Genomic DNA, 21,795 nt, shown 5'->3' with positions numbered 1-21,795 from the left:
ATCGAAGCCACCACGGCGTTTTCGACACCTATGGCCGCGCGATCTCCAACCAGGCCTTCGTACGCTTGCCCGGCTGGTAGGGCGAGTCGAGCCGTTTCGCGACGACGCCTGGCATCCCCTGCTCCCTGGCCGCGTCGACGACGGCCTGCGCCGCACCGGGAAAGCTCGGCGCGGCCTGCCAGCCGCCACGCAACGGCAGGTCGGCGAGCAGCTCGCGCCGCTGCTCGTACGGCAACTCCAGACAGGAGCGGCCGTCCAGATGCAGCACGTCATAGACGACGTACGTCACCGGCAGGTCCTTGGCGAGCTGCCGCGACCGCCGGTCGTCGGTCTCGGCCTTGCGCCGGTCCAACGCCTTGCGGTCGGGTTTTCCGTTGCGCAGCACCACGATCTCGCCGTCAAGCCACACCTCGGTGCTGCCCATCTCCTCGCCGAGTGCGCGTACGTCGGGAAAACCCTCCAACGGCTCGCCGGTCTCGTCGAAAAGCTCCAGCCGGCCACCTTCGACGCGGGCCAGCGCACGCAGTCCCTGCCAGCGAAACTCGTACGACCACTCGTCTGCGTCCGGCGGCAGCTTGCCTCTGGTCGCCTTCATCGCGGCGAGGCTGGCCGGCAACGTCTCCCAGTCGGAGTCCTGCGGCGGGTCGGACCGGCGCACCATCCAGTCCCGGCCGGCGCGACCGCCTTTGAAGAACACGTATCGGCCTTCCACCCGCTGGCCGTGGAAGACGACGGAGACCTCGTTTTTGCTCCACTTCACCGTCTCGTACGTGCCGCGGTCCCAGATGAACATCCGGCCGCCACCGTATTCGCCGTGCGGGATCTCGCCGGAGAAAGTGGCGTATTCCAGCGGATGGTCCTCGGTGTGTACGGCCAGCCGTACGGTGCCCGGCTCCGGCGGCAGGCCACGCGGCACGGCCCAGCAGACCAGCACGCCGCCGCGTTCCAGCCGTACGTCCCAGTGCAGCCGCCGCGCGTGGTGCTCCTGGATGACGAACGTGTCGTCGTTGCCTTTCGGCAGCGCGGCGTCGTCGGCCGGGATCGGCTCCGGCGTACGGCCGACGTTGCGCTTGCGCCGGTATTCGTCCAGGCCCGCCATCAGCGGCCGCCGCGATAGCCGAGCTCGGCCGCCTGCAGCTCACGTTCGGCGGCCTGCGCGGCTTTTTCGGCCTGCCGCAACGTACGGCGGGCGGTGTCGGCGTCATGCGCGGCCTGTGCCTGGCGCTCGCGCGCGTCCTGCAGCTCCTTGCGCAGCCGGTCGACCTCGGCGCTCGCCTCCTCGGCGGCCTGCGCCGCCTCCTTCGCCGCCAGCTGCGCGACAGTCACCGAGGTGTTGGCGTGTTCGGCCGTCTTTTTGGCCTTGGCCAGCCGATCCCGCTGCTCCTTGGTCGGACCACGGTCCGCCGCCGGCTGCTCCGCCGGCGGTGCGGCCGTGCGCAGCTTGGTCGGCGGCGAGGCCGGAGCGAGCGCGACCATCGACGCCGGCCAATCGGTCTGCGTCGCACCGGCCGACTCCAGCCGGCCGGCCCGCAGCTCCTCGGCCAGATCCGCGTCCGCGAGCGCGGTCGTGAGACTGTCCTCCAACTGGCGCAGGATCGTCTCGCTGGCCGACGTGCCGGCGGCTTTGGCGGTTTTCACCGCGAGTACGCGCAGCCGCTGGATCTTCTTGTGCCGCTCGCGCGACAGTTGCTGCAGCTGGCGGCCGTCCAGCCGGGCGTGTGCGCGCCGCAGGTCGGCGCCGAGGTCCAGCAGGTCGCCGACCTCGTCCGGATGTTCGCGGGCGAGCCGGTTGGCCAGCCAGGCGGCCAGCGACGGCTTGCGCAGCTTCATCAGCCGCTTGGCGAGCAGCTCGTCGCCGGCCTGCCGAGCCTGCTTGACGGCGGTGGCGCGCGCTCCGATGAACTCGTCGCGAGGCAGCGCGTACAGCTCGTCTACGACGGTCTCGAGATCCACCTGTCCATGTCAGCCCGCGAAGACCGCCCGCGTCAATCGGACAGGCCGACCTCGGCGAGTTTCTTCGGCTTGCTCTTCAGCCGGGTGACGGCGACGCCGACCAGGCAGAGCGCGCCGCCGGCCAGAGCGAGCGGTGCCGGCACCTCGCCGAGCAGCAGCCACGACAGCAGCGCGGTGACCATGGGGACGAGATAGGTCGTCGCGCCGAGCTTGCCCGCCTCCGTACGCGCGAGCGCATAAGCCCAGGTCGTGAACGCGATGGCGGTGGGGAAGACGCCGAGGTAGACCAGGCCGGCGATCGCCCCGCCGGACGCCTGGACCGTCTCGGTCCACAGCGCCGGCGCCGCCGGCAGGCAGGCGATCGCGGCGACCGCACAACACATCCAGGTCACCTGCAGCGCCGGCAGCTCGCCGACCGCCGGCTTCTGCGCGATGACACCACCGGCGTACGTGACGGCCGCGAACAGGCAGAGGCCGACGCCGATCAGGTCGCCGTGCCGGCCGCCGGCGGCGCTCGCGCCGATCACCAGTGCGCCGGCGAGAGCGATCGCGCTGCCGACCACCAGCTTGGCCGGAAAGCCCTCTTTCAGGAATATGCCGGCCAAAACCGCGAGCACCACCGGTCCGACGTTGACCAGCATGGCGGCCGTACCGGCGTCGAGATGCCGCTCCGCCGCGTTCAGCGCCACGTTGTACGCGCAGAACCACAGCAGGCCGGACGTCACGGTGAGCAGGAGGGCGCGGCGGCTTGGCCGTACGAAGCCGCGTCGCGCCACCATGACGCCGAGGATGGCGGTGGCGATGAGGAGGCGGCCGAGCGCCAGCGCGCCGGGGGAGTAGGTCGCGCCGACACCACGGATGCCGACGAACGCCGAGGCCCACAGGAGCACGGTTACGCCGGCGGCGATCAGCGGCGCCGCTTTGGAGTTGATCGTCACGTCCGACCACGCTATGTCCTCGACCGTTCGGTGCGCATCGAAGTTTTCGGACGTCTACTTGGCGGGTTTCTCCTGATTGCCGCGTTTACGGGGCTATCGGAGTTTTTCCTGCTCCAGAAGGGAAATGGACATCGTCCGTACGGACACATTCACGCTGTGTTGGTTGTCGGTCGCTAGCTGTCGGCGCTTCCATCGGTGGATGACAAACGCAATCAGCACACTGCTGCTGCGCGACGCCAGCCATGGCGGAAGTGCTGGACAGCCGGCCGCGGTCGCCGCCGCCCTGGCGGATTTCGTCGGCGCTGCCAAGGATTCGATCGAGCTGGCGATCTATGACTTCCGGTTGTCCGACGCGCTGGCGCCGACCGTGGTCGGTGCCTTCACCGATGCCGCGAAGCGCGGCGTCCAGGTCCGGATCGGTTTCGACGCCGGGAAACCGGCGACCGCGGGCGTACTGGATTTCGCCGAGCTGGCCGCCGACCCGGCGCCGGTCGGCACCCAGGACTGGGTCCACGAGAAGTTCGACGGCACCGGTGTCGCCACCAGGGCCATCAAGGCGTATCCGCAGCTGATGCACTCAAAATACGTCGTACGCGACAAGAGCGCGGTGTGGACTGGATCGGCCAACTTCACCGACGACGCCTGGACATACCAGGAAAACAACATCCTGCGCGTCTGGTCGGCGAAGGTCGCGGCCGGCTATCTCACCGACTTCGAGCAGCTGTGGTCGACCGGCGCGATCAAGGGCACCGGCGAGGACGACGGCTCGACCACCGACATCGGTTGGATGTTTTCGCCAGGCGACGGCAGGGAAATCGACGCGCGGCTGTGTTCCTCGGTCAACGACGCCAAAACGCGGATCGCGATCGCGACCATGGTGATCACCTCGGACACGTTGCTCACCGCGTTGTGCGCGGCGATCGATCGTGGTGTGCCGGTCAGCGGCATCTACGACGCCGGCCAGATGGGCCCGATCGCCAAGAGCTGGGGGAAAAGCCCGCACAGCTCGAGCAAGCTTGCCAACTGGACGAAGCTGTCCGCGCGGCTGGTGCCGAAGTTCTCTACGCCGTACTCACCTACCGGCAAACACGACTTCCTGCACAACAAGATCCTGGTCGCCGACGGCGTTTGCCTGACCGGCAGCTACAACTTCTCGGCCAACGCACAGCGAAACGCGGAGAACCAGCTGCGGATCACCATCCCGGAGGTGGTCGAGTCGTACGTCGAGTACATCTCCACGATCACCGAGACCTACCGCGGTCTTCCACACAGCGCCGTCGAGGTTGCTTAGCTCGGTTGGTGGTCGTAGGCGATGAGTGATCGCAGCCATAGCCGGCCAGCGCGAAGCGCTTTCGTTGGGAACCTGCTGAAAGCCTAGCGACCGGTCCCCGACCAACGAACGTGATCGTCCCGGCGAGCTGGTCCACATGGTCGTCGAGGAAGATCCGCCGTAATCCCGACGGTGGCGCCGCGAACGACCTCATCGGGTTTGTCCAGGGTGGGCGCGCCAACAATGCGGAGTCGTGGCGGTGCGCGCCGGCCAGCACGCGGTCCGACGGGATGCCGTAGCCCTCGACCATCAGCGACCGTTTCATGCCGCCCTTTGCGCCGGTCGACCGGGGACGGGCCGGCGACCTCGCCTCCACCGGAGCCTTGGTGATGCACCCATCCACGGAGCTCTCCTCCAAGACCAGGCCCACAATACGGTCGACGGCATCCAGCGCGATACGCTTGAGCTCGGCGAAAATCCCCAGCTTGACCCACTCGTCACAGCGGTTGCCGATCGTGGTGGCCGAACAGGTGGTATCGGCGATTCCCTCGTACGGGCAGCCGAACCGCGCCACCTGGACCAGCTTGTCGAACACGATCCGACCACTGATCCGACGACGATGACACCGCAGCGGACGACCCGGGTCACACACCTCGCGGACAGGCAACAGCGCGGCGAACTGGTCGAACAACGGATCCATCAGCCATGATGGCAGAGCGGGCACAGGGTCCTCCATGATCACCAAGCGTCAGCAACCTCATGATCAACAGACCCGTGCCCGCATCCCGTCAGCGATACGCGATCACATCTCACGCCGCACCTATTTGCGCGGCCTCTCAGCCAATGTTTTGAGGCCGTCAACCTCGGCAGGACCTGCCAGCTCACCGCTACGGGCATGCTGCCGTTGAGGCTCAGCTCGCATCCGCGGTTGGATGTCGAGCAGGCCCCTTAGAATGGCGGCTCTTCGGGGTAGCCGGGCTGCTTGTGTGGTGGCGGCCGGTTTTCGGTCGGTGGTGTGACACCGCCCAGTGGTGGCGGCCGGGTGGCGTAGGTGTGGCCGGTGGGGGTGGTCCAGATGGTTTCGGCGGTGTCCGGGTCGATGCGGAAGTGCCAGTTGGAGTGGGTTTTGCGCTGGTGGTCGTGGGCGCAGAGCATCTCGTTGCTCTCCACGCACGTCTCACCACCGGCATCAAACGGGATGCCGTGGTCGTACTGGCACCGTTCGGCGATGCGGCCGCAGCCGGGGCTGCGGCAGGTCTGGTCCCGCAACTCCACGAACTCGCGGACCTGCGGACTCGGCCGGTAGCGCCGCTCCCCGAGAGCGACAAGCTGTCCGGTCTGCGGGTCGTGCACGGCGGCTTTCCAGAACGCCGCCTGCGCGGCCAACTGGCGGCACAACTCCGGAGGGATCGACCCGAATCCCGGCAGATAGCCAGGGTCACCGGTCAACCCGAGCAGGGTGCCCAGCGGGACCAGGACGCGGATGTCGATACGCGGCAACGGCTGCCGCAGAAAACCCGACGGCAACGGGCCGGTCCCCGCTGGCGGTGGACCCTCGACGCGACGGGTGTCCTCCTCGGCGGCGAACCGGCGCTCACCGTCGCAGAGCTGGCCGCACATCTCGTCACACGCGTCCGGGTGCGCATCCCGGTGCTCGGCTTCACCGACCGTGGAATCGGTGTGCGCATCAGGCTGCGCATCGGGCTTCGGCGCAGCCGGCGGGTCGGCCGGCGGGTCGGCCGGCGGGTCGGCCGGCGGGTCGGCCGGCGGGTCGGCCGGCGACTCGGCCGGCGACTCGGCCGGCGACTCGGCCGGCGGGTCGGTTGGCGGGTCGGTTGGCGGGTTGGGTGGGTGGTGAGGGTGTCGCGGAGCTTGTCGCCGATCGTGTCGTTGAGCCGGTCGGCCAGATCCTCGGACAGCCCCGGCATCGGGCCGATGCCGCCGCGGACCACGATGTCCACCAGAGCGTCCGCGCGGCGCTGCTGAATACCGCGAGGATCGCCGGGTGCGGCGGTCCGCGCGTACGCGTCGATCACCGCCATCACCTGCACCACCTCATCGGCGGTCAACACCGCGCAGAGCAGGCCCATCGCGTCATCCAACGCCCGGACCGAGACATTGCGGGTCTTCTTCGCCGACCGATGCCGACGATTAGCCGCCTGCGGGTCGGCTTTGTCGATCTCGTACCGCAACGCCCGCCGCAACTCCCGCGAGTTATACCCACCCGCCTTCGGCAGCACGATCGCCCGCACCCGCGCCGCGACCAGCGGGTCATCAACGGCGGCCAGCTCCTCGGTACAGATCTGCGACTTGTAGTCATTGATCACCCCGGCCGCCTGCGCCACCCACACATCCCGATACGTACCGGTGACCTGCAACGACCGATCCACCCGCCACCGCGCCTGACCGGCGGTAAGCCGCAACGCGGCAGCGAACTCATCAGCACACCAACTCTGCGCCCGCTCCAAAGCATCAGACAGACTTTCCCGGTACTGGCTGCCGTCCCGACGCGTCAGCGTCAGCCGCTCTTCCTCCGCCATCCGACGCCGCGCCAACTCCGCCATCATCGCCAACTTCTGCGCACCAGCAGCCGACTCCACCCGATCAAAGGCAACCGCCGCATCCACGATCTCCGCGTCCGACAGCGACGCGGGATCGGGCAGGTCGTGCGAGTCGAACAGCAACCGCGAACCAGCCGGGGCACCCCCGGCGACCTGCGGCAACTCCTCAACCAACACGACCCCTATCGTACAGACGTTCGAAAATACCTCGAACACCGGGGTCCGGTCGTTTCCACGCAAACAGTTGAAAGTGCCGTCGTCGGCGGATCACCGATCTGCCCGGCCGCCTGGTCAAATTTCGGCCTATGCCGCACGTGGACGGGACGATTTAGCCGGACAGGCGTGAACGTCGATCGCCGTGCGGTCGGCGTGGTCCAGCTAGCCGGCCTCGGCCAGCTCATTGACACCGACCACCGTGACCAAGCCGCCGAAGAGCTCGGTGACCTCCTCCGCATGGGGGAGTTCTGAACCAAGCGGAGACCGAACGCCTCGTCAGCCACCTGGTCAACATCGCAGTGCATGACACCGCAATTCAACACCGATCTCGTTATATTCGGCCTATGCAGCACGTGTACGGAACGATCCAGCCGGAGACGTTGTACGGCGTGAATGTCGACGGCCATGCGCTCGGCGCGATCCAGCTTGCCGGCCGCAAACGCGACTGGGCGGTGGAATACGGCGGCCGGTGGCATCCGGCGCGCGACCGCGGCCGGATGCCGAATCCGCGGTCGGTGCTGGAAGGCCTGCCGTACGTCCTGCATTATGACAACTATCTCGACTTGGGCGACGGACGCTGGCTGGGGATCACCCGACGGTTGACGCAGCGGCGAGTGGATTTCTACGAGGTCGACCGCGAGCGCGTTGTCGGCTGGATGGCGCGGAAAACCCGGCCGTTCTCGATGCCGGACATCGAGGCATACCTGCCTGACTACCTGCCACCACCGGCGATTTTGTTGCTGGTCCTCGGTGAGCTGAAGGTCATCAGAGCGCAGCAGCAGGCGCTGCTCAGCTCCTCCTAGTCCTCGCCGCGCCACCGATACTCGATCTCCGGCCGGCCGCTGCCGCGATAGCGTGGATGCCGCGAGGCGAGGCCGGTGTCGGCGAGGTGTTCCAGGTAGCGGCGCGCGGTGATTCTGGACGTACGCAACAGATCGGCGACCTCGCTGGCCGATTTTCCCTCGCCTCCACGCAAAGCCTCGGCGACCGCGTCGAAGGTCTCCCGGCTGAGACCCTTCGGCAGCACCTGGCGGTCCTGGCCGCGCAGGGTCGCCAGCAGGTGGTCGACCTGGTGCTGCGCGGCGACCGGCTCGTCGCGGGTCAGCAGCCGGCGATAATCGCGATAGCTGTCGAGTTTGTCGCGCAGCGAGGCGAAAACGAATGGCTTGATCAGATACTGCACGATGCCTTGCGAGACCGCGGCGCGTACGACGGCGAGGTCTCGCGCGGAGGTCACCGCGATGACGTCGGCGGTGTGGCCGGCGGCGCGCATCGCGCGTACGACCTGAAGGCCGTGCTGGTCGGGCAGCACCATGTCCAGCAACACGAGGTCGATGCCGCCGCGCGCCAGCAGCTGCAACGCTTCGGCCGCGGTGCCAGCCTTGCCGACGACCGTGAAGCCGTCGACTCGATCGACGTAGACGGCGTGCGCGTCGGCGGCGATCGGCTCGTCCTCGACGATCAGGACCCGGATCATGCCGGCAGCGCCACCGAGAAGGTCGTACGCGGCTCGGTGGTCACCTCGACGGTGCCGTTGTGCCTGCGTACGGCCTGGCCGGCCAGCGCCAGGCCGAGGCCACGGCCGATCAGGCCGCCGCCACCCTTGGTGGACCAGCCGCGTTCGAAGGCGCGCAACACGTCGGCCGGATCGAGGCCGACACCGGTATCGCTGATGCTCATCACCATCTCACCGTCGACCGTCCGCGCGGTGAACTCGACCCGCCGCGGTGCCGGACCCGCGACCGCCGCGTCGATCGCGTTGTCGAGCAGGTTACCGACGATCGTCACCAGGTCGCGCGGATCGATGCCGGTCTCGGTCACCTCGGTGTTTGGATCGACGACGAGATCGACGCCGCGCTCGCTGGCCTGAGCGGCTTTGCCCATCAGCAGGGCCGCGAGCACCGGCTCGCCGACGCCACCGACGACCTGGTCGGTGAGCCGCTGAGCGACCGCCAGCTCGGCGGCGGCGAAGTCGAGTGCCTGTTCCGTACGACCCAGCTCGACCAGCGAGATGACCGTGTGCAGCCGGTTGGCGGTCTCGTGCGCCTGCGACCGCAGCGACTCGGCGAAGCCGCGTACCGAGTCCAGCTCGCCGGTCAGCGCCTGCAGGTCGGTGTGGTCGCGCAAGGTCACGACCGTGCCGAGCTCACGGCCTTCCCAGGCGGCCGGCGCCTCGTTGACCACGAGGACGCGGTCGCCGCACAGATGGATCTCGTCCGTACGCCGCCGGTCGCCGGCCAGCGACTCGCCGAGCGAGTCGGGCAGGCCGACGAGGTCGACGCGCTTGCCGACCACGTCGTCCGGCAGGTCGAGCAGCCGCCTCGCCTCGTCGTTGACCAGCTGCACCTTGCGGTCGCGGTCGAGCAGCAGCATGCCTTCGTGTACGGCATGCAGGACGGCGTCGTAGAACTCGTACATCCTGGCCAGTTGTGCCGGTCCGAGTCCGCGGGTCTGGCGGCGCAACCAGCGGCTGATCCATGCCGTACCAGCGCCGGCCAGCAACAACGCGACGGCCGCGGCGGCCAGCAGCAACGGCAGCTGACGCCGCAGGTCGCGGTCGACGGCCACCAGGGTGACCCCGACAGAGACGAGGCCGACCACCCTGCCGTCGCGCTGGACCGGCACGACCGAGCGGATCGACGGACCGAGCGTGCCCGTGTAGGTTTCGACGACCTCGTGGCCGGCGACAGCCTCGGTGATGTGACCACGGAAGTACTGGCCGATCTCCGCGCGGTTGGGATGGCTGTAGCGGATGCCGGCGGGGGACATGACGACCACGAAGTCGGTGCCGGTGGCCAGGCGTACCTGCTCGGCGACCGGCTCCAGCACCGCCGACGGATCGCCGAGCCGCAGCGCGTCCGCGACCGCCGGCATCCGCGCGACCGTCCAGGCGACCGCGAGCACCTTGTCCCGCGCCGAGCGCTGGTTGGCCTGGCTGATCTGGACGTACGCGGCGCCGACCCCGCCGGCCACCAGCACGGCCACCACGACCAGCTGCAGGACGAGCAGCTGGCGAGCCAGGCTCCACAACCGAGGAGACATCCGGACAGTTTGCTGCATGCGCGCGTACGCAATGAACGCAACCGTGACCTGAGTCATAGCCGCCGCCACACTCTGACGCGTCCGCCACCGGCAGCAGCAGAGGAGAAACCCATGTCCGTACGGCGTGACCGAACCCATTGGCTCTATCTCGCGGTCATCGTCGCCGTCGTCGCCGGCATCGTCGTCGGGCTCGTGGCACCGGCGTTCGCGAAGGAGCTCAAGCCGCTGGGCACCGCGTTCATCGCGCTGATCAAGATGATGATCAGCCCGGTGATCTTCTGCTCGATCGTGATCGGCGTCGGCTCGGCGCGCAAAGCCGCGACGGTCGGCCGTATCGGCGGCCTCGCGTTGGTGTATTTCCTCGCGATGTCAACGATCGCGCTGGCGATCGGTCTGGTGGTCGGCAACGTACTGCATCCAGGTGCCGGCCTGCACCTGACCGACGCGGCGAGGGCGGCCGGCGGAAAGGCGGCGGCCGGTGCCAGCGAAGGTACGGTCGACTTCCTGCTGGACATCATCCCGACCAGCCTGTTTTCGTCGCTGACGTCCGGGTCGGTGCTGCAGACGTTGCTGATCGCGCTGCTCGTCGGTTTCGCGCTGCCGTCGCTCGGCAAGTCCGGTGCCGCGATCCTGCGCGGTGTGGAGCACGTACAACGGCTGGTGTTTCGTATTCTGGCGATGGTCATGTGGGCCGCGCCAGTCGGTGCTTTTGGTGCTATTGCCGCGGTTGTCGGTGCCGGCGGGTGGCTGGCGCTGGTCAGCCTGTTGCAGATCATGGTCGGCTTCTACGTGACCTGCGTGATCTTCGTGTTTCTCGTGCTGGGGCCGGTGTTGTATGCGGTCAGCCGGATCAACATCTTTTCCTTGCTACGCTACCTTTCGCGGGAGTTTCTGCTGATCCTGTCGACCTCGTCCTCCGACATCGCGCTGCCGCGGCTGATCGCGAAAATGCAGCACCTCGGCGTATCGCGGTCGGCCGCCGGACTGAGCGTGTCGACCGGCTATTCTTTCAACCTCGACGGCACGGCCATCTACCTGACGATGGCGTCTCTGTTCATCGCGAACGCTCTCGGCCGGCCGATGGCGATCGGTGAGCAGATCGCCCTGCTCGCCTTCATGATCATCGCCTCCAAAGGCGCCGCCGGCGTCAGCGGCGCCGGCCTGGCCACGCTGGCCGGCGGCCTGCAGGCACACCGTCCCGACTTGGTCGACGGCGTCGGCCTCATCGTCGGCATCGACCGCTTCATGTCCGAGGCCCGCGCCCTCACCAACTTCGCCGGCAACGCCGTAGCCACCATCGTCATCGGCCGCTGGACCGGCAACCTCGACCCCGACCGCGCCGCGCTCGTACTCAGCGGCGACCTGCCCTTCGACGAGCGAACCATGCTGGACGAGCCCGAGCCAGCGAAAGCTGAGGAAGCCGTGCCAGCGATGTCGGGGTGAGTTTCACTGCTGCACCGGAGGCGCCATGGCGTCCCGGTGGGTGGCAAGAAGTTCCAGTATGTGGGACATGAAGGCGCATGGAGCGCTAAATGTCGGGATTGCGAAGTTGACGGATGGTGTGAATGTCGAGTTACTAGCGCTGGACGCAAGAAACAAGGCTTTCACACCTCCGCGACCGCCGGTCCCTGTGACGGGTCTGACTGTTGAGGCTGATAATGCTGTCGTGACCACCGGCCTGCAACAAATATCCGTTTTGATGTCTTGTTAAACAAGTATTACGCAGTCAATCGCCCCAGCACGATCGTTTGGCGTCCATACCGACGGATCGCTTCCCATACGTGACCCGGAAAAACCCAGCCCCGGCCACAACCGCCACCCGCACCCCCAATGCACACCGATTGGCATCCACGCGCCCCCTCCCTTGAGGTCGCCCTCCGCGCAAGAGCGCGCGCCGCGCAGGCGAAAAACCACCACCCACCCAACGCGCCAAGCAGAAAACCCACCACTCCACAAACGCGACACCCCACACACGACCCACCACTGCCGCGCCCTACCGCCCGACGTACTTCCCATCGCGCCGTTCCCGAAACGCCGCCAGCGCCTCCGCGGAATCCTCCGTACTCTGCACCACCGCCATATGCGACGAAATCAAGTCCAGCGCCGTCCGGAGATCGGCGCGCGCAGACTGATACACGGCTCGTTTGATCATGCGTACGTTCACCGGTGGCGCGGCCGCGAGCCGGGAGGCGAAGTTGATGGCGCGGCCGGTGAACTCCGAGTCGGGGTAGACGTGGTTGACCAACCCCAGCTCCAGCGCCTCGTCGGCGTCGATGAAGTCGCCGGTCCACAGGAGCTCCAGTGCCCGGGCCGAGCCGACCAGGCGTGGCAGGAAATAGCAGCCGCCGTCGCCGGGCACCAGGCCGATCCGGATGTATCCCTCGGAAAACCGGGTCGACGCGGCGGCGAGGCGGATGTCGCACATCAGGGCCATGTCCATGCCGGCGCCGACCGCGACGCCGTTGACCGCGGCGATCACCGGCTTGTCCAGGTCTTCCAGCGCGTACGCGACCCGGTGGATCCGTTCGGCGAGCACGTTTTTGCGATCCAGCACCGAAGGCGAGCCGGCGGTGAAGTCGTCGATGTCGACGCCGGAGCAGAAGGCGTCGCCGGCGCCGGTGAGCAGGATGGCGCGTACGTCGTCGTTGGTCCGCGCGTCGACCAGGAATCCGGCCCACGCGTCGATCATCTCCATGGTGAAGGCGTTCTTGCGAGCCGGACGATTCAGAGTGATCGTCCCGATGCCGTCGGCGACGGTGAATTCGATGTCACTCATGTAGGTCACCCATGCTGCGTGACCCTATCCGGACGCCGGCTGGCCGAGCGGCAAATCGCGTGATCTCATGCCGGAATGGCCGATCAGACGACTCGACTACTCGCCGACGAGACGGTTTTGCGGCGGGTCGCGGCCGCCGCGTTCGTGGGTACGGCCCTGGAGTGGTATGACTACTTCCTCTACGGTACGGCTTCCTCGATCGTCTTCAACCGGCTTTTCTTCGCCAGCAAGGATCCGGTGGTCGCCACCGCCGGCGCGTTCGCGACCTTCGCGGTCGGTTTCCTGGCCAGGCCGGTCGGCGCGGCCATCTTCGGCCATTTCGGCGACCGTTACGGCAGGCGGAACGCGCTGATCATCACGGTGACCGGAATCGGCGTGGTCACCGGCCTGATCGGTGTCCTGCCGACGTACGCGTCGATCGGCATCGCCGCGCCGGTGCTGCTCACGCTTTTGCGGATTCTGCAGGGGATCGCGGTCGGCGGCGAGTGGTCCGGCGCGATGACGGTGACGATCGAGCACGCGCCGGCGGCCAAACGCGGCAGATACGGCGCGTTGCCGCAGATCGGTTCGCCGGTCGGCACGCTGCTGTCGTCAGGTGCGTTCGCGCTGGTCGCGCTGCTGCCGGACGAAAGCTTCGACGCGTGGGGCTGGCGAGCGCCGTTCCTGGCCGCGTTCCCACTGCTGGGCATCGTGCTCTACCTGCGCTGGAAGCTGGAGGAGTCGCCGGTTTTCCGTGAGCTGCTGGAGAAAAGCGAGCCGGCGCGGTTTCCGATGGGCCGGCTGGTCGCGGGCAACCCGGTCCGCCTGCTGACCGGCATCGCGGCCGCGCTGCTGGGCATCGGCGGCTTCTATCTGCTCACCACGTTCATGATCAGCTATGGCACCGAGACGCTGAAGCTGCCGAAATCGTTGCTGCTCAACGCGACCCTGGCCGGCGCGGTGGTCGAGGTGCTGATCCTGCTCGCCTTCGGCCGGATCGCCGAGCGGTTCGGCTCCGGCCTGGTCACGGTGCTCGGCGGTGTGCTGTCGGCGGTGTTCGCGTTTCCGGTTTTCTGGTTGGTGGACACGAAACAGCCGGCTCTGGTGGTGCTCGGCATCACCGTCGGGATCGCTCTGCTGTCCATCCCGTACGCGGTCAACGGTCCACTGCTGTCGGAGCTGTTCCCGACCGACGTGCGCTACAGCGGCGTCGCGCTGGCATCCAACCTGTCCGGCGCGATCAGCGGTTTCGTGCCGCTGATGGCCACCGGTTTCCTCGCGGCCAGTGGAAAACAGTCGTGGTCGGTGGCGGTGCTGCTGGTGGTGATCGCGCTGCTCACCGCACTTGGCGGCTATGTCGGCGGACGCCTACGACTGCCGGACTCGTCGGTGTCGCCGCCTGAGCCGCCTGGTCGGCCAGTGCTTGGAAAAGACTGACATAGCCGTCGACGCCGGGTCCGAGCGTCGAGGCGTCGACGTCGCGGTGCGGCCCGCCGGTTTTCAGGCTGCTGCCGGGAATGAGTCGCGCGATGGCGTCTTCCATGTGGTCGTCCAGCAGCCGCAGCACCAGCTCCTCGTCGCCGCTGCGGATCGCGTCGATCATCCGCTGGTGCTCGTCGACCCGCTCGGTGACCTTCAGATAGGTGTGCTGCAGAGCGGAAAGACACATCCTGGTCTCGACCAGCAGCGTACGCGCCATCCGCGCCAGCCGGTGACTGCCGGCGGCTAGCACCAGCGACTCGTGGAAGCGCAGGTCGGCGTTGCTGGCCAGCTCCGGATCGTCGGTCTGGCCGGCATAGCGCATCAGCTCCTGCGCCTCTTCCAGCGAGTCGGCGGCCGCCGCGTAGTCGCCGCGCATGATCCGGATGACCGCCTCGTGCTCGACGGCCGTACGCGCGACGTAGATGTCGTAGACGTCCGCCGGCTCAAGGTCGATGACGAAAAGGCCACGATGGCGCTCGCTGCGCAGCAGGCCTTCCTGCACCAGCCGCTGCATCGCCTCGCGCAGCGGACCGCGGCTGACCTCGAACTGAGCGGCCAGGTCGGCCTCGCCGAGCTGGGTGCCGGGGGAGAGCGCGCCGTTCATGATCGCCGTGCGGAGTTGCCGTGCGATGATCTCGGCGGTCGACTCGCGGCTGACCGGCTCCAACCCCTCCGCGGTCATCAAACCACCACCGGCGCCTGGAAAAGTCGGCCGAGTCCACTGTGGACCAACGGCAGGCCGGCCAGCCGCATCGCCTCCCAGATGGTCACCTGGTTGGCGGTCAGCACCGGCTTTCCGAGTCGCGCCTCGACGGCTTCGACGAGCGCGACCGTACGCATCGCGGTGTCCGGCACCAGCACGGCCTCGGCCTCCGGATGGTCGTTGCCGGTGGCCAGCTCCACCACCGCCTCCGGTGTCAGCGTGCCGACCTCGGCGGCGGTTTTGATGCCGTGGCTGGACATCCGCAGCACCTCGATGCCGCCGGCGGCGAGGAAGTCCACGAACCGCGCCGCCACCTCCTCCGGATAGCTCGCGGCGATGGCGACCTTCCGCACGTCGAGTGCTGCCGCCGCGCGTACGAAGGCAAACGACGTGCTCGACGCCGGAACACCGGCCGCCTCGGCCAGGCCGTCGGCCTGCCGCTGCGCGCCGTCCCAGCCGTAGACGAAGCTGCCGCTCGTGCAGGCCCAGATCACCGCGGCCGGCGCGTACGGCCGCAGCCGCGACGCGCCTTCGGAGAGCCGGTCGGGGTTGCCGAGGTCGAGCAGCTCGTCGATGGCGTGCAGGTCCTCACCGTAGGTGTGCTCGACGCGCAGGTCGGCGGCGCCACCGAGGATCCCGGCCGCGGTCGGATAGTCGTCCTCGGCGGCGTGTCCCGGATAGAGGAATCCGAGCGTGGTCATCGTGGCGAACCTCCGCATCCGTGCTGATTGTCGACAATCGTAGTCAGTCGATCTCCCGCAACCACTGACCGGGCCCGACGACCGGCAGGCCCATCCGCCGCAGGCAGGCCCACATAGTGAGCTGGTTGGCGGTGAAAACCGGTTTGCCGACCAGGTTTTCCAACGGCTCGATCACGTCGTAGGTCGGCAGGTTCGTACAGCTGACGAAAATCGCCTCGGCATCCGGCCGGTCGGCGCGCAGCATGTGCTCGGCGACCGTACGGTAGCTGACCTTCCAGATGCCGCCACCGAGGCCGAGGTGCTCGCTGGCGACCGTCTCCACCCCGAGCTCGGCCAGGAACTCGTGCAGTTTCGCGGTGAGATCGGCATAGTACGGCGTGACGACGGCGATCTTCCTGAAGTCGAAGGCCTTCAGCACCTCGGTCAGTGCGCCGGAGGTGGTCACCGCGTCCGGCGCGCCGGAGTCGCGGATCACCTTGCACAGCCCCGCTTCCGCGGCGACACCGTTGACGAAGCTGCCGGAGGTGCACAGGTAGGCGACCACCTCCGGCTCCACGTGCAGCACGTCGCGGGTGGCCGCGGCCAGGTGGTGCGCGGCGCTGACCAGCTGCGCCATCTCCATGCTGACCGGCACCGGCTCGTACGGCGTGCGGGCCAGATGCAGTGAAACCTCCGCCGGCACCCACCGCCACAGCTCGCGTTCCAAGGCGAGATCGAAGGGGGCGATGATGCCGATCCCGCGCTGCGCCAACGGGCCGTCGAAGGCCGTGAAATCCACGTTGACCCCCAGGGTGCGTGTGGTGCCGGTTAGAGATGGGTGCACCTCCGGGATGCTTCCGCGGATTGTTGACAATCATACGAAACGAACCTAGCGTGTCAATGTGGTTCGAACGGGTGATTCCCAACCGGTGCTTGCCGTGCTGTGTGCTCAAAACCAGGGTGCTCAAGACCAGCGACCGCCGGGAATGGCATCGGTGGAAGCGGTCGCGGACGTACGGTACGCCGACGCGGCCGGTCTCGCGGCCGCTTTGGCCGAAGCTGACGCGCTGTTTGTGTGGGATTTCCTGTCAAGAGCGGTCGAACCAGCGTTCGCGGCGGCCGGCCGGCTGCGCTGGATGCACATCGCCAGCACCGGCGTCGACAACGTCCTTTTCGACGCGATGCGCGACAGCGATGTCGTGCTGACCAACTCGTCCGGAGTCTTCGACAGCTCGATCGCCGAATACGTCCTCGGTTGCGTGCTCGCCTTCGCCAAGGACTTTCGTACGACCCTGCAGGCGCAGGCCGAAAAGCGTTGGTATCACCGGGAAACCGAGCGGATCGCCGGCAAGCGCGCGGTCGTCGTCGGCACCGGACCGATCGGCCGCGCGATCGCGCGGCTGCTGGCCGCCGCCGGCCTGGAGGTGTCCGGCGCCGGTCGTACGGCTCGCGCCGACGATCCCGATTTCGGTGTGGTGCATGACGTTTCCGGCACGCCGTGGGGGCGGTTCGACTACGTCGTCGCCGTCGCGCCGCTGACCGACTCGACCGCCGGCATGTTCAACGCGGCGACTTTCGCCGCGATGAAGCCAACAGCTCGGTTCATCAACGTCGGCCGCGGCGGCCTGGTGGTCACCGACGACCTGATTTCCGCTCTGCGGAACGGGATTGTCGCCGGAGCGGCACTGGACGTGTTCGAAACCGAGCCGCTGCCGCCGGACAATCCGCTGTGGGACATGTCGAATGTCCTTGTTTCACCGCATATGTCAGGAGATTTCATCGGCTGGCTTCCGGCCCTGGCCGAACTGTTCGTCGACAACTTCCACAAGTGGCAGGCCGGCCGGCCGCTGCGTAACGTCGTCGACAAACACCTGGGATACGTGCCGTCCGGCGCGCGTATGGGCTGATGTCCGTGGAGGAAGAAGATGGCTGCCGACAATACTCGGCTGACGGCAACCGAGTGGGTGGCCGGATTCTCGACCGGTGAGCTGTCGCCGGTCGACGCGACGCGAGATGCGTTGGCGCAGATCGAAAAGCACGACCCCGACCTCAACGCGTACGTCCTGGTGGACGCCGACGGCGCGCTGGCGGCGGCGCGGGAGTCGGCGCAGCGCTGGGAAGGCGGCAACCCGATCGGCCTGCTCGACGGCGTGCCGGTGTCGATCAAGGACATGTTCCTGACCGCCGGCTGGCCGACCGTACGCGGTTCGAAGGTGATCGACCCCGAGCAGGAGTGGACCGTCGACGCGCCGATCACGGCACGGCTGCGCGAGCACGGCGCGGTGCTGGTCGGCAAGACGACCACGCCTGAGCTGGGTTGGAAAGGCGTCACGGACAGCCCGCTCACCGGGATCACCCGCAACCCGTGGCAGCCGGAGCTGACCGCCGGCGGGTCCAGCGGCGGCAGCGCGGTGGCGGTGGCGACCGGCATGGGTCCGCTGTCGGTCGGCACGGACGGCGGCGGATCGATCCGCATCCCGGCGTCTTTCTGCGGCATCGCCGGCCTCAAGCCGACGCACGGCGTCGTGCCGGTCTATCCGGCGAGCGCCTTCGGTCCGCTGTCGCACGCCGGTCCGATGGCGCGGTCGGTCGACGACCTGGCGCTCATGCTCGACGTGCTGGCGCTGCCCGACTATCGCGACCCGACCTCGCCGCCGCCGCCGATCGCCTCGTATCGCGAGGCCGTACGCCGAGACGTGCGCGGCCTGGTCGTCGGCTACAGCCCCAACCTCGGTTATGTCGACGTGGATCCGCGGGTCGAGGTGGTCGTACGCGAGGCGGTCGAGGCGCTGGCCGACGCAGGCCTGCGGGTCGAGCAGGTCGATCCCGGATTCACCGATCCGGCCGATGCCTTCGACGTGTTGTGGAGCACCGGCGCGGCCTTCGCGCTGGACGCGATGGGGGTCGAGGACAGCAGCCAGCTCGACCAGGGCCTGGCCGCGGTGTGGCAGCGCGGCCAGAAGCGGTCGGCCAGCGACTATCTCGCCGCGACCGCGACGCGGATGCAGCTGGGGATCGCGATGGGGGAGTTTCACCAGCGCTATGACCTGCTGCTGACCCCGACCACGCCGATCCTGCCGTTCGCCGCCGGCCATGACGTGCCGCCGGACAGCGACTATCTGGACTGGCCGAGCTGGACGCCGTTCACCTACCCGTTCAACCTGACGCAGCAGCCGGCGGCCAGCGTGCCGGCCGGTTTCACCGAGGACGGCCTGCCGGTCGGCCTGCAGATCGTCGGTCCGCGGCATTCGGATGACCTGGTGCTCGCTGCCTGCCGGCTGTTCGAGGCCGTACGGCCGTGGACGGACGGCCTGGCCGCGTTCTAGCCGGTTTCCGGCGGTGATGTCTTTTTCACAGGCTGGAAACATGGCGGTGACGGCGGCTCAACGGCTCCGGGTCACCGTGGGACCATGGCTGCTTCGGACTTACCGTCCGATTCCGTACCGCTGACCGGTTTCGCGATCGGAGTCGCCGCGGAGGTCGACCATGAGGTGCTGGTCACCGCGCTGTGCGACGCCGGCGCCGAGGTCTTCGCCGCGTCGGCCGGCGGATCCAGCCGCGACCGGCTGCTGGACCTGATCACCGGCCGCCGGCTGGACGCGCTGGTCCTCACCGGCGCCGCCGCCGCGCAACGGCTGACCAACTCCGCCGCTCGCCGCGGCCTGGCCGCCGAACTGCACGCCGCCCTGTCGGCCGAGGTCGTCGTCGCGTGCATCGAGCCGGTGGCCGGCCTGGAGGTGGCGGTCAGCGCGCCCCACACCGACGCGCTGATCAAGGAACTCGGCGATTTCCTGGCCGTGCGTACGCCGCAGCTCACCGTCGCCGGCCGCCGCCTGGCCATCCGCGGCCGCTTGGTGCTGGTCGACGGCGAACCCCGCGAGATGCCACCGGCCGCCGTCGCCCTGTTGCGCGTACTCGTCCGGCAACCAGGCCACGTCGTCAGCCGCGCCGAGCTCCTGCGCGCCCTGCCCGGCGGCCGCCACAAACCCCACGCCGTCGACAGCGCCATTTCGCGGCTGCGCGCGACAATCGGCGACCCCCGGCTCGTGCAGACGGTGGTGAAGCGCGGCTATCGGTTGTGTGCCGACGATTAGCTAGGCTGGCGGCCAGTTGTAGAGTTTTTCCGGCGTGATCCGCACGATCACCCGCTCGGCCTCCGGCTCCGCCGGCGGCGTCGCGCCGTTCATGTAGCGGTCGTACATTTCGTGGAGCATCGTCTTCTCCGGATCGTCGGTTATCGTCACCGAGCCCCGGATTTCCGCGTACTGGCCGGTTTCCTTCTGCAGCACCAACAAACTGACCCGACCGTCGCGCTCCATGTTCCGCGTCTTGAGCCGGCCACGTATCGTACTGAAAATCACCGCGTCTTCTTCGCGCTTCACGAAAATCACCGACGACTGCGGCTGGCCGTCAGCGTTTGGGGTTGCCAGGATGGCGAAGTGCGGTCCATCCAGCAGATCGCGGGTCTGGTCGTTGAGTTCCATTTGGTTCGTCCTCTCGTGGTGTGGGTCCTGGTGTGTGGACCTTGGTTCTCGGCGAGAGGAATCGGTCGAGGCTCGGGTTTTCACTGGCGCGCCGCCGAGGCGGCCAGGTGTCCCGGTAGGTGGCGAGAAGATCCAGTATGTGGGATTCGAAGGCGTGTGGAGCGCTAAATGTCGAGATTGAGAGGTTCGCTGATGGTGTGAATGTCGAGTTACTTGCGTTGGACGCAAGAAACAAGGCTTTCACGCGTCCGTGATCGCCTGAGGCTGTGACGGGTGTGACTACTGAGGCTGATAATGCTGTTGCGATCGCTCGGTTGCAACAGATGTCCGTTTTGATGTCTTGTTAAACAAGTATTACGCAGTCAGCCGCCCGAGCGCGATCGTTTGGCGTCCATCCCGACGGGTTGCTTCCGATACGTGACCGAGCAAGCCTGGAGAACCCAGCCCCGCCCGCAAACCGCCGCCCGCACCCTCAATGCACATGATTGGCGTTCACGCGCCCCCTCCCTTGAGGTCGCCCTCCGCGCAGGAGCGCCCGCCGCGCAGGCGAAAACCCAACCACCCACCTACGCAACAAACAGAAAACCCAACCACCCACCCAACGCAACAAACAGAAAACCCAACCAACCCACCCAACGCAACAAACAGAAAACCCAGCCTCACCGACGCAACAAACGCAACAAAGCCACCACCTCCCAACGCAACAATCAGAAGACCCAACCACCTGGCCCACAAACTTCCGGCGCCTCACCACCCTGGCCCCGCATCTTCCGGCCCCTCACTGCCGCGCCCGCACCTTCCGGCCCCTCGCCGCCGCGCCCGCACCTTCCGGCGCTTCGCCACCTCACCTCGCACCTTCCGGCGCCTCACCACCTCACCCCGCACCATCTATCGCCTCACCACCCACTCACGCACCGCCACCACCTCCCACCACGCCCCAACCCGTCCCATGACCTCCCCCTATCGTTACGACCGTGACCGACCAGGACTGGAGCACGCTCCGCGAAACGTACGCGTGCTACGAGACCGAGGCCGTCCTCGTCCTGAACAAACCGCCCGGCATCTCGGTGATGGGGGAGCGGCACGAGACCGACCTGGTGCGGATCGCCAAGGATGCCGGCGAGGAGCTGTTCCCGGTCCACCGCATCGACAAGGTGACGTCCGGTGCGATCCTGTTCGCGAAGGACATGCGCGTCCATCCTGACCTGACGCGCCAGTTTGCCAAGCGTACGGTCAAAAAAAGCTACCTCGCGATCGTCAGTCCGGGAGGGCTGCCGGAGCGCGGCACGATCGAGTTGCCGTTGAGTGTCGGGCGCAAGAACCGGGTGCGGATCGCGGCCGAGCGGGGCGATATCAGACACGACGGCGACGCGTGGACGGTCCCGGCCGAGGCGGTGTTTCGGCATGTGCGCACGTATCCGTCGACCACTGAGTTCGCGCGTCGATGGGGCGACGACGACGAAGCCGTGTTGGTGGTCGATCCGAGGACCGGCAGGCGTCACCAGATCCGCGTGCACCTCGCCTGGATCGGGCACGCGATCGTCGGCGATCCGCTGTTTGGCGGCAAAGGAGGGCGTACGCACCTGCACTCGTGGCGGCTGGAGTTCGATCTCGGCGGTGAGCGGATCGCGGTCGAGGCGCCGCCGGACGACGGGTTCTGGGAGCCGGCGCGCGGCCGGACGACTTAATTCATCCAGTGTTGATTTTATCG

Annotated in this window: 20 protein-coding genes and 2 pseudogenes; 9 read left to right on the top strand and 13 right to left on the bottom strand. The window is 67.7% G+C overall.

Translation table 11 applies throughout. The features are described from left to right. Positions 1-28: 28 nt before the first annotated feature. From GNX95_RS09090 to GNX95_RS09080, 3 genes are read right to left on the bottom strand one after another with little or no spacing between them, the layout of a single operon-like run. Positions 29-1,099, bottom strand: a complete 1,071-nt coding sequence (locus GNX95_RS09090) for a DNA polymerase ligase N-terminal domain-containing protein (protein WP_163506670.1) — start codon at positions 1,097-1,099, stop codon at positions 29-31. Next, positions 1,099-1,953: a hypothetical protein gene (locus tag GNX95_RS09085; RefSeq protein ID WP_163506669.1), complete on the bottom strand. Its 855-nt coding sequence runs from the start codon at positions 1,951-1,953 to the stop codon at positions 1,099-1,101. Before GNX95_RS09085 ends, GNX95_RS09090 begins: the two co-directional genes overlap by 1 nt. 32 nt (positions 1,954-1,985) lie before the next feature. Further along, positions 1,986-2,891, bottom strand: coding sequence for a DMT family transporter (locus GNX95_RS09080; RefSeq protein WP_246281550.1), 906 nt, complete (start codon positions 2,889-2,891; stop codon positions 1,986-1,988). A gap of 199 nt (positions 2,892-3,090) precedes the next feature. Here GNX95_RS09080 and GNX95_RS09075 point away from each other — a divergent pair, with 199 nt between their 5' ends. Next, the gene (locus GNX95_RS09075) at positions 3,091-4,182 is read left to right on the top strand and encodes a phospholipase D-like domain-containing protein (RefSeq protein WP_163506668.1); all 1,092 of its coding nucleotides are present in this window, start codon (positions 3,091-3,093) and stop codon (positions 4,180-4,182) included. Positions 4,183-4,396: 214 nt separating this feature from the next. On the opposite strand, the pseudogene GNX95_RS43090 reads toward GNX95_RS09075, so the two are convergent. The 3 genes and pseudogenes from GNX95_RS43090 to GNX95_RS42205 all read right to left on the bottom strand — a co-directional run. Then, positions 4,397-4,885, bottom strand: a pseudogene (locus GNX95_RS43090) (transposase family protein); the annotation flags it as partial. 224 nt (positions 4,886-5,109) lie between these two features. Continuing rightward, positions 5,110-5,610 (bottom strand): HNH endonuclease signature motif containing protein, encoded by a 501-nt coding sequence (locus GNX95_RS09065; RefSeq protein WP_163506667.1) that lies wholly within the window; start codon positions 5,608-5,610, stop codon positions 5,110-5,112. Continuing rightward, the gene (locus GNX95_RS42205; protein ID WP_187369609.1) at positions 5,607-6,899 is read right to left on the bottom strand and encodes a 13E12 repeat family protein; all 1,293 of its coding nucleotides are present in this window, start codon (positions 6,897-6,899) and stop codon (positions 5,607-5,609) included. Before GNX95_RS42205 ends, GNX95_RS09065 begins: the two co-directional genes overlap by 4 nt. Before the next feature lie 165 nt (positions 6,900-7,064). On the opposite strand from GNX95_RS42205, the gene GNX95_RS43785 reads away from it, so the two are divergent. Both GNX95_RS43785 and GNX95_RS09055 read left to right on the top strand, forming a co-directional pair. After that, positions 7,065-7,190 (top strand): hypothetical protein, encoded by a 126-nt coding sequence (locus tag GNX95_RS43785; RefSeq protein WP_281356885.1) that lies wholly within the window; start codon positions 7,065-7,067, stop codon positions 7,188-7,190. Between the two features lie 92 nt (positions 7,191-7,282). Next, positions 7,283-7,741, top strand: a complete 459-nt coding sequence (locus GNX95_RS09055; protein ID WP_163506666.1) for a hypothetical protein — start codon at positions 7,283-7,285, stop codon at positions 7,739-7,741. Here GNX95_RS09055 and GNX95_RS09050 read toward each other — a convergent pair. Together GNX95_RS09050 and GNX95_RS09045 are read right to left on the bottom strand one after the other, a co-directional pair. Further along, on the bottom strand, positions 7,738-8,415 hold the full coding sequence (locus GNX95_RS09050; RefSeq protein WP_163506665.1) for a response regulator: 678 nt from the start codon (positions 8,413-8,415) through the stop codon (positions 7,738-7,740). The two genes, GNX95_RS09055 and GNX95_RS09050, sit on opposite strands and share 4 nt — an antisense overlap. Next, entirely contained in the window at positions 8,412-9,980 is a 1,569-nt protein-coding gene (locus GNX95_RS09045) for a sensor histidine kinase (protein ID WP_222853470.1), read from the bottom strand. The genes GNX95_RS09050 and GNX95_RS09045 overlap by 4 nt, the downstream gene beginning before the upstream one ends. 111 nt (positions 9,981-10,091) lie before the next feature. Here GNX95_RS09045 and GNX95_RS09040 point away from each other — a divergent pair, with 111 nt between their 5' ends. Next, positions 10,092-11,423 carry a cation:dicarboxylate symporter family transporter gene (locus GNX95_RS09040; RefSeq protein ID WP_163506663.1) on the top strand — a complete coding sequence of 444 codons (1,332 nt, stop codon included), beginning with the start codon at positions 10,092-10,094 and terminating at the stop codon, positions 11,421-11,423. A gap of 550 nt (positions 11,424-11,973) precedes the next feature. On the opposite strand, the gene GNX95_RS09035 is transcribed toward GNX95_RS09040, so the two are convergent. After that, positions 11,974-12,756, bottom strand: a complete 783-nt coding sequence (locus tag GNX95_RS09035; RefSeq protein WP_163506662.1) for an enoyl-CoA hydratase/isomerase family protein — start codon at positions 12,754-12,756, stop codon at positions 11,974-11,976. Positions 12,757-12,831: 75 nt separating this feature from the next. On the opposite strand from GNX95_RS09035, the gene GNX95_RS09030 reads away from it, so the two are divergent. Continuing rightward, positions 12,832-14,172: an MFS transporter gene (locus GNX95_RS09030; RefSeq protein ID WP_163506661.1), complete on the top strand. Its 1,341-nt coding sequence runs from the start codon at positions 12,832-12,834 to the stop codon at positions 14,170-14,172. 70 nt (positions 14,173-14,242) lie between these two features. On the opposite strand, the pseudogene GNX95_RS09025 reads toward GNX95_RS09030, so the two are convergent. The 3 genes and pseudogenes from GNX95_RS09025 to GNX95_RS09015 all read right to left on the bottom strand — a co-directional run. Further along, a pseudogene (locus tag GNX95_RS09025) lies at positions 14,243-14,899 on the bottom strand (GntR family transcriptional regulator); the annotation flags it as partial. Further along, positions 14,899-15,639, bottom strand: a complete 741-nt coding sequence (locus GNX95_RS09020; protein WP_425483876.1) for a maleate cis-trans isomerase family protein — start codon at positions 15,637-15,639, stop codon at positions 14,899-14,901. The pseudogene GNX95_RS09025 and the gene GNX95_RS09020, both read right to left, overlap by 1 nt. 25 nt (positions 15,640-15,664) lie before the next feature. Then, a complete protein-coding gene (locus GNX95_RS09015) occupies positions 15,665-16,399 on the bottom strand; it encodes a maleate cis-trans isomerase family protein (RefSeq protein ID WP_246281549.1) in 735 nt (244 codons plus the stop codon). A 187-nt stretch (positions 16,400-16,586) separates the two neighbouring features. On the opposite strand from GNX95_RS09015, the gene GNX95_RS09010 reads away from it, so the two are divergent. The 3 genes from GNX95_RS09010 (at position 16,587) to GNX95_RS09000 (ending at position 19,694) form a co-directional block, all read left to right on the top strand. Further along, positions 16,587-17,507, top strand: coding sequence for a D-2-hydroxyacid dehydrogenase (locus tag GNX95_RS09010; RefSeq protein ID WP_163506659.1), 921 nt, complete (start codon positions 16,587-16,589; stop codon positions 17,505-17,507). 18 nt (positions 17,508-17,525) lie between these two features. Then, positions 17,526-18,926: an amidase gene (locus GNX95_RS09005; protein WP_163506658.1), complete on the top strand. Its 1,401-nt coding sequence runs from the start codon at positions 17,526-17,528 to the stop codon at positions 18,924-18,926. Positions 18,927-19,010: 84 nt separating this feature from the next. Continuing rightward, positions 19,011-19,694, top strand: coding sequence for a winged helix-turn-helix domain-containing protein (locus tag GNX95_RS09000; protein WP_163506657.1), 684 nt, complete (start codon positions 19,011-19,013; stop codon positions 19,692-19,694). Here the strand turns inward: GNX95_RS09000 and GNX95_RS08995 are convergent, their stop codons facing one another. Beyond that, on the bottom strand, positions 19,695-20,084 hold the full coding sequence (locus GNX95_RS08995) for a PPOX class F420-dependent oxidoreductase (protein ID WP_163506656.1): 390 nt from the start codon (positions 20,082-20,084) through the stop codon (positions 19,695-19,697). A 974-nt stretch (positions 20,085-21,058) separates the two neighbouring features. On the opposite strand from GNX95_RS08995, the gene GNX95_RS08990 reads away from it, so the two are divergent. Continuing rightward, positions 21,059-21,772: an RluA family pseudouridine synthase gene (locus tag GNX95_RS08990; RefSeq protein WP_163506655.1), complete on the top strand. Its 714-nt coding sequence runs from the start codon at positions 21,059-21,061 to the stop codon at positions 21,770-21,772. Positions 21,773-21,795: the final 23 nt, after the last annotated feature.

It is taken from the genome of Fodinicola acaciae (assembly GCF_010993745.1).
Taxonomy (GTDB): Bacteria; Actinomycetota; Actinomycetes; order Mycobacteriales; family HKI-0501; genus Fodinicola; species Fodinicola acaciae.
Note: the sequence above shows the minus strand (reverse complement) of the source record. Positions and strands in the feature narration are given on the sequence as shown.